This is a genomic window from Siphonobacter sp. BAB-5405 (assembly GCF_002872335.1).
Taxonomy (GTDB): domain Bacteria; phylum Bacteroidota; class Bacteroidia; order Cytophagales; family Spirosomataceae; genus Siphonobacter.
Window position 1 is genome coordinate 275265 of record NZ_NJAG01000011.1, and the last position, 12095, is coordinate 287359.

Genomic DNA, 12095 nt, shown 5'->3' on the forward strand with positions numbered 1-12095 from the left:
GTTTCGCGTTTAAAGAAAAACGAATTGCCGGAACGTTTTCTGTTCCCTAAACGATACTTCTACCAACCCGCTACTAACTATTTCTTGTATGAGGTTTTTACTACTTTTTACACTCTTACTGACGTTCCAGTTATCGTACGCTCAGCAGGTTAAATTTTCGGATCAGCCGGATCAGTTTGTGCAGGATGTTCAAACGGCAACGGCCGCTTTTGGTCAGAAACAGGTGGGTACCGACTTCGCGACGGCCTGGACAGGATTCAACGCAGCCCAGCAGTCGCAGATCATCGCCATTACCCGGGCCATGTTTGCCAAAAACATGAAGCAACCGCCGTACCTGCTTCCCTGGTTTCAGGCTCTTCACGGTACGACACAACAGCAATTGGGCGGGGCAGAACTGAGTAACTTTCTGAGCGTAACGGAAAAAACCTTTAAGTCCAGCGACAGCAAGGCGTACCTGAATTATCTGAATTTTGTCCGGCTGTTTCTGACTTCGCGTCAGTTGTACGCTACGAACTTCCATAAACTTCCTACCACTGGAGGTACTTTTAAATTCCGCTTCATTGATCAACCGCTGGATGTACGGACTGATAAAACGACTTCACCCGCAACAACCCCAAAACCAGCGGATGAAGAACCCAAATCTACGGAACCTACCGACGACGGCTGGGGCAATGGTTGGGACGATTCGGGCTGGGATACGCCCGTTTCAGCGACCAATGAACCCATAAAGGCTCTGCCTCAACCGAAGTTACTGGCGGCGGGCCCCCTGCTTGATTTACAGGGCGTATCATTAGCCATTGTTACAGCTCAGGATTCTTTTGTGGTAGATCAGGCGACTCTGACCCTGGGCATCAAGGAAGGTTTGCTGTACGGACAGTCGGGTAAGTACACCTGGCCGATGGGTGATTTGAAACAGGCCAACGTGGATTTGAAGTCGTACAAGATGCTGCTCAAGACGCCGCGAATTTTAGCCGATGAAGCCGTACTAACTTACGGCGAACGGCTGAAAGAGCCCGTACCCGGAACCTTCCGATTTGAAAGCCGGAAACGTGCTCCGAACGCTGTAGTTACGCAGCCCCAGTTTGAATCCGCTAAGGCAGACGTAGAACTGAAAAATCTGGGCAAGGACGTCGAGTACCGGGGTGGTTTTGCTGTGATTGGAACAAAAGTATACGGAGCGGCTGCCAATGGTCATCGAGCTACGCTGACCGTTAAACAGAATGACAAAATTGCTTTTCGGGCCCAAAGCAAGGGTTTTGAACTAAGTGATTCCCTGATTTATAGTCCGAATGCTCAGTTCAGCGGCTACTTCCCCACGGGCGACTCCCTCACCCACCCAGCCCTGCGACTTACGTACAACGCCCAGACTAAAAATCTGCGGCTGGCTCGCCTCGAACGCGGCGGCTATCGCAGTGCTTCGTTCAGTGACAGCTACCATGGCTTTGCCATTCGGGCGGATGCGGCCAAGTGGAGCTTACCGAGTCAGCACCTGGAGTTTGACATCATTGGCGGCCAAACCGCTGTACCGGCCCGTTTTGAGTCCGTGGATTATTATGAGTCGACGCAATATGACCGCCTAACCAGTCCGCAGGGCTTTCACCCGGTGACGCTACTCGCGAACTGTCTCAAGCAGAAGGGCGTATCGGCCATTACGGTGGACGAACTGGCGGCTCATTATCGCCGCGAGGGTAAACTCATGCGGGACGCGTTGATTCTACCCATCGAACAGGGCTTCATTGATTACAACCCCGATACCGATCAGGTAAAACTCAGCTCCAAAGGTCTGCATTACTTACAGGTAGCTCTGGCGAAAAAGGATTTTGACAACTTGGCGATTCTTTCCACCCAGGCCGGTTCAGATCGGGATAGTCTGGCCAATGCTTCCATCAACTTTAAAGATAACTACCTGACCATCCGCGGTGTAGCTCCGTTTAAAGTCAGCGATTCGCTCAAAATCTATATTCGCCCTTCGGATAAAGTAGTACGGGTGGGCAAAAACCGTTCATTTGTTTTCAACGGCGAAATGAAGCTTGATAACTTCCGCTTCAAAGGCCGCGACCTGAATTTCAATTACGAGCAGTTCTACGTCAATCTTGATAAACTCGATACGGTAACCTTCATTCCCCAACAGATGAAGGGGAAGAAAAACTCGAAGGAAATCGGTCAGGATTTGAAGTACGGCTCGGGCAAATTATACCTGGGTAAACCGAATAATAAATCCGGGAAGAAGCCCAGTGTACCACGACTCGTTGTACAGGATGGCGTCAATATTTACTTCGATGATACCACGCGGCTGGCGGGTGCGTACAACCGCAAGGTATACTTCAAGATCCCGAAAATTGATCAGGACAGTCTGACCAGTAAGGATATTGAATTTGCGGGGACGTTTTACTCAGATGGCGTGCTTCCTCCTATTCAGACCAAGCTCGTTACCATGCCTGATAACTCGCTGGGCTTTACCCACAAGGTTCCCGAAGCTGGACTGAAGTTGTACGAAGGCAAGGGGAATCTGAAAGTGACGGGTACGCTAACCATGGATAACGAAGGCTTACGGGCCGACGGCGTACTAACTACACTGACTACCTCTCTCGAAGCAAAAAATCTGGTACTGACGCCGGACTCTGTCATCAGTACGGGCGGTACTTCGGGCCGGATTAAGGAAGGTATGGTAGGCAAGACCTATTTCCCCGAAGTAGCTCTGAAATCCTACGAAGTAAAATGGTTGCCGAAGCAGGATAGTCTGATTATCAAAGACAAAGAAAGTTCACTCGACTTTTACAACGGCACCTCGCACCTGACGGGCAGTTTGCTGGTCCGCTCAACCGGCCTGTACGGAGAGGGCATTATGAAACGGAAAGACTCCGAAATCAGCTCCGAATCCTTTTCTTTCAAGAAAGATCAGTTCGTCGCCGAACGGGCTCAGATTCAGGTGGGTACGGCTGAAAAACCGGCTTTATTAGGGCGTGCAGTAGACGTTACGTTCAATACGGTGGCTCAGAATGCGGTAATTCAAACCCCTAAAAACGCGACGCTGGAGGATTCTTCGAGTCTGTATTTCCCTTACGCGGCTTATACGACGACGATCAACCGGGCGGACTGGGACATTGCCAAGAAAACGATTTCCATGAAGGGCAATGTCAAGACGTCTACGTTTATTTCCATGAATCCGACGCAGGAAGGGCTAGCCTTCAATGGAGCGGAAGCCTTGTACGAAATGGACAAAATGACGCTGAATATCAAAGGTGTACCGTACATCAAGTCAGCGGATGCCAAGATTATTCCGGCGAACGGCTTGGTTTCGATCAAACAGGATGCGGAGATCTTACCGCTCAAAAAGGCTCGCGTCATTGCGGATACGGTCAATGAGTTTCACCACCTGTCCGACGGAACGATTCAGATTTTATCGGCCAAGAAATTCGAAGGAAATGCTACCTATCAGTACGTTCGCTCCAAAGGTGATACGACAAATCTGAAAATGGATGCGTTTGAGTTCCGGGAGACTACCAGTACCTCCGCCGTAGCATCGAAATCCAGTCGGCGTAACAAGACGGAAACGGTTTCCAATGTGAGTTATGGTACCGTGGCCAAATCAGGGATCAGCGAAGAAAATCGCTTTTTGCTCACGCCCCGTTTGTTGTATAAAGGTGACATTACGATGGTAGCGGCGGATCCGGGACTCAAGTTCAAGGGAGCGATTCAAACCAACCTGAAAAGCAAAATTGCCGAACCCGCCTGGATTCCCTTCGAAGGCAGCAATGGCGATAGTTTGAGTCTGCACGTGGATGGACTGAAGGGCGAAGACGGCACAACGCCTTTGTATACTGGCTTGCATTTCGGCGGCGAGGGGCTGTACCTGACTTTCCTGTCACCCAAGTACAATGCTCAGGATACGAATATTTTCACGGCCAGCGGCAGTCTGCGGGACGATGCTAAAACCAATCAGCTCACCATTGCCAGCGATGCTCGGGCTAACGATGAAACGCTGGAAGGAAAAAAATACGTGCTGGACGACTCCAAGAAAGTCATCACGTTTGAAGGACCGATGACGCTGTTTTCGCCTGCCACTACAGTACAAGCGGCGGGATTCGCCCGACTCGTTCCCGATTCGGCCAAGTATCTGTTCAATACAATGCTGGTCTTCAACACCAGTATTCCCGCTCCTGTCATGGCGGTTGCCGCGGATAAAATTGTGAAGACGAATCTGGATGAAAAAATTAGCGAAGAGGCTGCCGAAGGAGACTTTGATCGCCTGTTACTGAAAATTGCGAACATTGCCGGTGGCAAAGTGGCCGAACAATTCAGTCAGAAATCGACCAATGGAGCCAGCGTCGCGTTGCCGACAGTTTCGCCCAAATTTGCGGCGACGGCAGTACTTTCCAACGTGAGCTTGCGGTATAATCCCGAAAATCAGGCTTTCTATAGTGTAGGTCGAATTGGCGTGGCGAATGTGGGTGCAACGGATATTAATGCCCAGTTCGATGGAGCCGTAGAAATTCGTAAAAATCCGACGGGCATTGATGACTTGTTCCTGTATCTGGAACTTAACCCGGACGTGTGGTACTACTTTGCTTCGGTTCAGGGTACGACGGAAGTCTTCAGCTCCGATCAGGATTTCAACGCTCAGCTTCAGGCCAAAACGGGTAAGGATAACAAAATTCTCCTGGTTTCCGAAGAAGACAAAAACAACTTCGTCGATCGCTTTAGCACGATGTATCGGGCCGGTTCTTCCAACAAACCCCGTGCCCCCCGCCCGGTAGTAGCTCAGAAGAAAACGGAATCGGAACCAACGAAGGAAGAAACGGTAAGTACCGAGGAAACGGCCGCTACGGAGCAGGTGGAAGAGAAAGTAGCAGCTACCAGGGCGAAACCTTCGAAGAAATCGAAGAAAAAGACTCAGGAACCGGTAGTGGAAGAAACCTTCCCGGCGGAAGAAGTTAGGGATGAAGAACCCGTAGTGGAAGAAACCGCGAAGTCCGCGAAGAAACCCAGGAAAAAAGCTCAGGAAGTAGTCATCGAAGAAACGACCGCCATGCCTGGCGACTCAGTAGCAACCGATAGCACGGATCTGAAAAAAGTGAAAGACAAAAAAGCACTTGTACAGGTTCCGGCGAAGAAAACGACCCTTTCTGATTCGACCAAGACGAAAAAAATCACGTCGCTTTCCGAAACGCAGGAAGCTGCTCCGGTGAAAAAGCCCGCCGAAAAGAAAACCGGGTTTTAATCCATACAGTAGCTCACACAAAAGGCCGGGACTTCCCGGCCTTTTTCATTGACGTACGTTGAATTACAATCGTCCCTGCGGTACACGCCCCTGCTTCAAAGTCTGTACCTGTAGGACTGTGAAAGGAGCCTCCAGCAATTCAACGGATTCCTGATAACACCGGAAAAAATCGGCAATGAATTGCAGCCGTTCGGGAAGATTAGCCCAGTCGAGAGCCCCACTTTCGCGTACACTGTCCAGTGTTGGATCGATCTGGGCTAACAAAATCCGTAACCGTTCGTTGGAAAGGCTACGCAGGTTTTCAGGGAAAAGGCTGGTTAAATCCTGACCCAGCCGCAAACGTACGTTCGGCGGCACCGTCAGGGTAAGCAGGTGACTGGTAATCAGCAAGCGTATTTGTCCAACCACCCGTTGCATTACATCGTCGAGGGTTTGTTCGAATGCGGCTTTACGGCCCAGCATTTTCTGGACTAGCATGCGGAGATAGCTAATTAAGCTTCCCGCCGGAAAAAGAATTTCCCGGATGCGTTGCTTTACACGTTCGGTATCCAGCAGCAATACAGATTCAAGCGAGGCCTGAATTTCGGGCTGCAAACGGGTTTGCTCATGAAAACCAATTTCCAGATTCGCCAGCAATTGCAGTTCAGCCTTTTTCCGAAGATCGGTTTCAAAAAAAGATTCGTAGTAATGCGTAAACGCCTGCTGCAAGTACCGCTGCCCTTCGGGTGGAAGACCAGTTCGCAAATTCTGACAGAACCTCTCAATGGATTCCGGCGTGTAGATCAGGTCATTCAAGCAAGTGCCTTCAAAACGAGCAAACTCGTACCCGATTTCTTCAAAAACCTTCTGATTACCGCGGGCTACGGCCTCACTGGATCGCTCAATACTTTGAGTAATAATTTTTTTCCAGAGCAGATGCTCCAGCTCCTCGGTTTTGATGTGGGCACCCATCTCTTTCAGTAAAGAGGTGAGCAGAGCTAAGGCCGAGTCATTGCGTAAGCGAGCGGACAATTCCGCTTCCAGGGTACGTTTCAAATCTTCTTTGCGAATGGTCTGTCCGGCCTGCCTGGAAGCCCAGGTAGCAAAGGTACACCAGTTGGCCAGCGGCCCGGTGCGTTCCAGAAAAGCAGCAGAAAGTTCGTAATAGCACTGCGTGATTTGCAGGTTTCGAAGTACAGGATCGCCTTCGCCAGCAATGATTCCTACTTCATCAGGGGTGGGTAAATTCATGACTGTACGCATGATAAATCGGTTGAGGTATTGGGGTCTATTCCGAAGAACGTGTCGAAAAGTACAAAAAGAAACTGGATTGATTTTGCAGCGTTATGCTTTTTTACACACTGACAGTCAAAGCTTTGCCTGAAACGGCACCATCGCCTAATTTTTCGGAAAGCCCGTTTCATCTGGAGTTTTTTTAGGCAAATCCAAATGCTCAGTCGTAGAAGCAGGGCATCACGGAAACGTTTGGCTAAAAACAATCCCCTGGGCTGGCCGTTTGGAACTCTAAACAATGTCTATCTTTACGCCTGCCTCTTTTCGCTAGACTTGATGAATGCTATTGTTACGGGAGCTGCCCAGGGAATTGGTTTTGAAATCTGCCGTCAGCTGGCCCTTCGGGGAGCCTCAGTTGTACTCAACGATGTGGATGAAACGCTGGCGGAAGAAGCCGCTGGAAAAATACAGGCCGAAGGCGGTACTTGTCTGGCCGTTCCCGGCGATGCCTCCGATGTTTCTTTCATTCAATATCTCGTCTCAAAAACTGTAGCGTCTTTTGGTTCAGTAGACATTCTGGTGGGAAATGCGGGTATCACTACGTTTGGCGATTTTTTTGAGTATCAGCCCGAGTCACTCCAGAAATTATTGGATCTAAACATTCGCGGTAATTTCTTTCTGACGCAACAGGCGGCTCGCCAGATGCGAGCTCAGGGGCAGGGCGGTCGGATTTTGCTCATGTCTTCCGTTACGGGTCAGCAGGCCCACGCTTACCTGGCTGCATACGGAATGACCAAAGCGGCCCTACAGATGCTGGCGAAATCGCTGGTGGCCGAACTTTCCCCCCACGGTATTACCATCAACTGCGTAGCTCCGGGGGCCACCCTGACCGAACGTACGCTCGATGATCCCGAATACATCCCAACCTGGTCTCGTATTACACCCCTGGGTAAACCCGCCCGTGTAGCCGACATTGCGGCGGCTGTCGTTTTTCTGACTTCGCCCGAGGCGGGTCATATCACCGGGCAAACGCTGGTGGTCGATGGCGGCTGGTCAAGCGTCAGTCCTTCCCCCTATTGATTAACAGGCATACGTTTTTTTCATTTGCTTTACGGTTGACTTATCTCTTCATTTCATTAAGCCTTTTATGCAGTTTGTACTCAAGCAATTTCACGAACTTACGACTCAGGAACTATACGATATTTTAGCTCTGCGTGCCGAAGTTTTCATTGTTGAACAAAAGTGTCCGTATCAGGATATTGATGGCAACGATCAGAAAGCCTGGCATTGCATGGGCAAGGACGATACGACGGGCAAACTCATTGCATACACGCGACTCTTTGCGAAGGACGTTTGCTATCAGGGCTATACGGCCATTGGCCGGGTCGTTACGGCACCCGATGTTCGTAGTACGGGATTAGGAAAAAGGCTGATGGATGCCTCTATCGCCTATTGCCGCCGGTTGTTCGGTCCTCATTCCATTAAAATTGGTGCCCAGACGTACCTGCTCTCGTTTTATAAATCGCTCGGATTTGTTTCGACGGGTCAGGAATACGTAGAAGATGGCATTCCCCATACGTACATGACGTATGAGCACCACTCGAAAATTTCCTGATACTCAAAAGCGTCCATCGTAGAAACGGTGGACGCTTTTGATTGCTGGTTCGTATCATCTGGACAAGCTAGAAAACAGGAAAGCCGAAGAAAGCAGGGCTTCCTTCGGCTTTGTTACGATCAAGCGGTAATGGGTTAATTATTTTCCGCTGCGTTAATGACTTTCAAAGCGTGCGTTCCGGTGAAAGTCCGGCCATAGGCATCCTTCGCCCGTACTTCCAGCGTGTGTTCACCCGCGGGTAGGTTTCCCGGCAAACTGGCTTTCCACAAGTGCGTACAAGGCACCGGATTGGAAGGACGTGTACCTTGCAGTGGTTCGGCAGCTTCATCCCAACGTAAACGCGTACTGACCATGATCGGATCGGGTTCTTCCGTATAAGTCATGGCTTTCCATTCGCCGTTACCCACCCGATACTCAAGCTGATCGTTTTTGCTACCCTGGAAAAAGTTAGCGTATACTTCTCCTTTTCCGGACTGACGACGGGCAATCACTTTCGGAGCGTGAATACCGATTTTGTACGTCTCAGGCTGACCCGCCACGCGGTAATCAAACGCGTACTGGTTGCCATTGAAGGAAAGAAACATGTATCCTTTCGGTGTACCGTCCCGCATCATCGAAACGGGTACGCCTTGAGCGTTCATTTCACCGGAATACCAGTCCCCCGATGTCGTTCCTACGTTGTACTCGTGATGAGGCGTTTCGCGGGCAAAACCTTCTTCCTTGCCAAAGAAATGGTGTAGCTGGAAGTGCGTATGAGCCGACAGAGATAAGGTATGGGGGAAATCTTTGAGGGCGTTGAACATCCGTTGCCGATCTTCCTTACGAAATTCTTCGAAAGGCGGAATGTGATAGCAGAATACGATCAGGTGATCTTTCGGTACGAGTTTCAGATCATTTTCGATGAAATCCAGTTGATCCGGACGTAAACCGCCCTGATAGCCTTTGCCATCGCGGGGATCGGGATAGAGAATATTGTCGAGTACGACGAAATGGACTTTCCCACTGTTAAACGCGTAGTTGTTCGGGCCAAAGGCGGCTTCGAAACTTTCGTCGGAAAGGCTGTCCGTCTGAGCGTCGTAGTTCATGTCGTGGTTACCCATGACATGGAACCAGGGTACGCCCAATTTCTGAATGGCTTGTTTGTAGGGGCCGTACAGGTTCGGGTTGTCTCCTACTTCATCGCCCATGCTGATGCCGAAACGCACGTCCTGGGTTTTGGTTTTTACCTCGTCGATGATCCCTTTTTCAAAGAACGTCACCTGTTCCTGCGTATACACCTGAGGGTCTCCGAAAACGAGCATTTTGTAAGTCTCGGGCTCGTCCTGTTTGATCAGGGCAAAATCTACAGATTTGGGCAGTGCACCCGTAGCGGCTACGCCCGCAAATTTGGTTTTGGGCGATCCCTGAGGTTTATGGTGGCGGTAAAACTGCGGCAGGTTGTATTCGTTTACCGGCAGGCGATACCCCGTTGGCTTGATGACAAAAATCGCATTATCCGGTCCTAGCGGCAGCGTATACGCTCCCTTTTCGTCGGTCAGTACGACTTCACGACCATTGGATACGGCCACTTTCGCTAGTCCGACTTCTTTTTTATCCTTTTTACCGTTTCCGTTTTGATCGTCGTACACGTAGCCTTTCACCTGACTCTGGGCGAAAGCGGCACTGCACAAGAGGGTACTTAGCCCGCAGGCCAGCCATTGCTGTTTCATGGTTCTGGTGATTAGTCGTTCCACTCTTCTTCGTCTGAAATAAAGTCGTATTCTTCCAACAGGAACTCCATCATTTCCTCAAAAACGGCCTCCAGAATGCCCGACTGAGCAGGTTCGGCATCGTACCAGCGAATGATAGATCTTTTCGATAAAACCGGCTGATCTTCATCATTCCGGTCAACGCGAATCAGAAAAGAAGGGTTATCCGTGTGAAGTACATAATCAACGTCCGTTTCGTTGGGCATTGATAGCAGAAACTTGGGAAGCATGGCGATATGATGCATGTGTTTTACGCCGCAAAATTGTAGCGAAGTCCTAGGTTTCACCAAGTTATATTTTCGTTAAGCGGCTTCACAAAAAGTTAATGCAATGCCGTTAACGCCTGTTCCAGACGCCATTAACGTCCCATAACCACTTACGCTATACGTAACATGTATACAAAAACTAAATGCCGATACGGTGGTAAACGAACCGTATCGGCATTGATTGCACGTAGTAATTGGGGAATAATCAGAATTCCACCACCAGACCTACGGAAGCGTAATTGATCCAGTTGAAGGTGTAGACCCGATCTACGTCGGCTCCGCCTTCCACAACCCGATACCCCAGTTTAACAAAGGCCTGTTCGCCCAGGGCATACGTGGCTCCCGCAAAAATATCTTCGGCCCGACCTTGTTTTGAACCCAAGGCATCGCCCTCTACCAGGACGCCCCAGCGTTTGCCCGGCTGCCAGGAGGCGTAGAAATTGATCAGTGGTACAAAACCGAAGTTATCGAAATTCGTATCCTGCGTATCGTTTTTATAACGAACCTTGGCATCCCGGATTTTTGCCGTCACACCCGCTCCTACCCGCCAGTGCTCGTTAGCCACGAAATCATACCGATAGGTTAGCCGATAAGAGTTGAATTTGTAATCTACCTCCACGGGTTTCCCGGCTTCGAATACCACCGAGTTAAAAGAAACGTTTTCCCGAAAAGCTCCATCATAGCGAACGGTTAGTGGAGCGTACAGAGCAGAAATCGTGTGCCGATTATTGATGGTATAGCCCCCCCGTAAACGGAAAAAAACCTTAGGTTTGACATCCAGCTCTTTGCCAATATCCACCAGCGTACCGCCCTGATTGGGTATACGGATCCGGTTGTAAGGCGTCCCGAACACGAGGCCTGATTCCAAGTCCAGCCGAATTTGAGCCTGAGCGGCACTGGCACAAACGAATCCAAGTAGAAGTAAGAATAAAGATTTTGTTTTCATAGGTTGTGAAATTTTTCAAAACTAACCTTCAGTATTCATTATTTGTTTGAAACTTTGTCCGGTATCCGTAGTCTTAAAAAGGGCGTTCGTTTTACCGGAAACGAGGTTTGGTAAAAACTTCAGACCACTGGTTTTACGTACATGCCCGGTAGGTGGTGCTGTTAATTGCTAGTTGAGATATGTTGTATTCCGATATACTGTATGGTTCGCATGAGATTACGGGAGTCTTTGAAACGCTAATCCAGAGTTCGTTTTTCCAACGCTTACAATTCATTCACCAGGGCGGAGCCATCTTCCTGGTCAATCCCCAGATACGGCATACCCGTTTTGAGCATTCCATTGGGGTAATGCTACTCATCCGGCAACTGGGTGGTTCGGAAAAAGAGCAGGTGGCGGGGCTATTGCATGATCTTTCGCATACGGCTTTTTCTCACGTGATTGATTACGTACTGAATCATCAGGAAGAAGATTTTCATGAAAAGTGGTTTGCGTACTTTCTTCGGCAGCCCGAAATTTCCTCTATTCTGGAGGCCTATGGTTATACAGCGGATGAGATGCTGACGGGCTCGTTTCCGATTCTGGAACAGCCCCTGCCCCACTTGTGTGCCGATCGGCTGGATTATACGCTGCGGGATTTGTACTGGGCAGGATTACTGACACTTAAAGAAATTCATGCGTTTCTGGAAAACGTAATGGTATACAAAAACCGGATGGTAGTGACTTCCCTGGCCGCTGCCCGCTGGATTAAGGAGAAGTATATGGTTCTCAATCAGGAGTATTTCCAGAAGAAAGAACACCTCTACGCCAATCAGAAACTGGCGGAATTATTACGCGAATTACTGGAACATAACTTCCTGCTGGAGGACGACTTTTTCCAGAACGATACGCACGTAATCAATCTGATTGAATTCAGTCTGCACGCCCGGATGAAACTGGATAAGATTCGAAGCATGAGCGATTTTAATCCGATTGTGCCAAGCAATATCATTTTGAAGAAACGGGAAATTGATCCCGAAATTCTGGAGCACGGCCGGGTGTACCGTCTGAGCGAGCGGCAGGGTTAAGGCATTGTTGATACACGTACCGT

Annotated in this window: 8 protein-coding genes; 4 read left to right on the forward strand and 4 right to left on the reverse strand. The window is 49.6% G+C overall.

Going from position 1 to position 12095, the window contains the following annotated elements:
• Positions 1-88 precede the first annotated feature (88 nt).
• A complete protein-coding gene (locus BWI97_RS11240) occupies positions 89-5221 on the forward strand; it encodes a hypothetical protein (RefSeq protein WP_102201065.1) in 5133 nt (1710 codons plus the stop codon).
• Between the two features lie 63 nt (positions 5222-5284).
• On the opposite strand, the gene BWI97_RS11245 is transcribed toward BWI97_RS11240, so the two are convergent.
• The gene (locus tag BWI97_RS11245; RefSeq protein WP_146010916.1) at positions 5285-6463 is read right to left on the reverse strand and encodes a hypothetical protein; all 1179 of its coding nucleotides are present in this window, start codon (positions 6461-6463) and stop codon (positions 5285-5287) included.
• Positions 6464-6769: 306 nt separating this feature from the next.
• Here BWI97_RS11245 and BWI97_RS11250 point away from each other — a divergent pair, with 306 nt between their 5' ends.
• Both BWI97_RS11250 and BWI97_RS11255 read left to right on the forward strand, forming a co-directional pair.
• A complete protein-coding gene (locus BWI97_RS11250) occupies positions 6770-7513 on the forward strand; it encodes an SDR family NAD(P)-dependent oxidoreductase (RefSeq protein ID WP_094813301.1) in 744 nt (247 codons plus the stop codon).
• 67 nt (positions 7514-7580) lie between these two features.
• Positions 7581-8048: a GNAT family N-acetyltransferase gene (locus BWI97_RS11255; protein ID WP_094813289.1), complete on the forward strand. Its 468-nt coding sequence runs from the start codon at positions 7581-7583 to the stop codon at positions 8046-8048.
• Between the two features lie 134 nt (positions 8049-8182).
• On the opposite strand, the gene BWI97_RS11260 is transcribed toward BWI97_RS11255, so the two are convergent.
• From BWI97_RS11260 to BWI97_RS11270, 3 genes are all read right to left on the reverse strand, one after another.
• The gene (locus BWI97_RS11260; RefSeq protein ID WP_102201067.1) at positions 8183-9757 is read right to left on the reverse strand and encodes a calcineurin-like phosphoesterase family protein; all 1575 of its coding nucleotides are present in this window, start codon (positions 9755-9757) and stop codon (positions 8183-8185) included.
• An 11-nt stretch (positions 9758-9768) separates the two neighbouring features.
• Complete coding sequence (locus BWI97_RS11265) at positions 9769-10041, reverse strand: hypothetical protein (protein ID WP_102201068.1); 273 nt, start codon at positions 10039-10041, stop codon at positions 9769-9771.
• Between the two features lie 226 nt (positions 10042-10267).
• Positions 10268-11008, reverse strand: a complete 741-nt coding sequence (locus tag BWI97_RS11270) for an outer membrane beta-barrel protein (protein WP_102201069.1) — start codon at positions 11006-11008, stop codon at positions 10268-10270.
• 179 nt (positions 11009-11187) lie between these two features.
• Between BWI97_RS11270 and BWI97_RS11275 the strand changes: the two genes are divergently transcribed.
• Positions 11188-12072 (forward strand): HD domain-containing protein, encoded by an 885-nt coding sequence (locus BWI97_RS11275; RefSeq protein ID WP_102201070.1) that lies wholly within the window; start codon positions 11188-11190, stop codon positions 12070-12072.
• Positions 12073-12095: the final 23 nt, after the last annotated feature.

Excerpts from the sequence above, each read along its gene's own strand:
- BWI97_RS11260 (WP_102201067.1), bottom strand. The coding sequence starts at position 9,757 with ATGAAACAGCAATGGCTGGCCTGCGGGCTAAGTACCCTCTTGTGCAGT.
- BWI97_RS11250 (WP_094813301.1), top strand. The coding sequence starts at position 6,770 with ATGAATGCTATTGTTACGGGAGCTGCCCAGGGAATTGGTTTTGAAATC.
- BWI97_RS11265 (WP_102201068.1), bottom strand. The coding sequence starts at position 10,041 with ATGCATCATATCGCCATGCTTCCCAAGTTTCTGCTATCAATGCCCAAC.
- BWI97_RS11240 (WP_102201065.1), top strand. The coding sequence starts at position 89 with ATGAGGTTTTTACTACTTTTTACACTCTTACTGACGTTCCAGTTATCG.
- BWI97_RS11245 (WP_146010916.1), bottom strand. The coding sequence starts at position 6,463 with ATGCGTACAGTCATGAATTTACCCACCCCTGATGAAGTAGGAATCATT.
- BWI97_RS11270 (WP_102201069.1), bottom strand. The coding sequence starts at position 11,008 with ATGAAAACAAAATCTTTATTCTTACTTCTACTTGGATTCGTTTGTGCC.
- BWI97_RS11275 (WP_102201070.1), top strand. The coding sequence starts at position 11,188 with ATGTTGTATTCCGATATACTGTATGGTTCGCATGAGATTACGGGAGTC.
- BWI97_RS11255 (WP_094813289.1), top strand. The coding sequence starts at position 7,581 with ATGCAGTTTGTACTCAAGCAATTTCACGAACTTACGACTCAGGAACTA.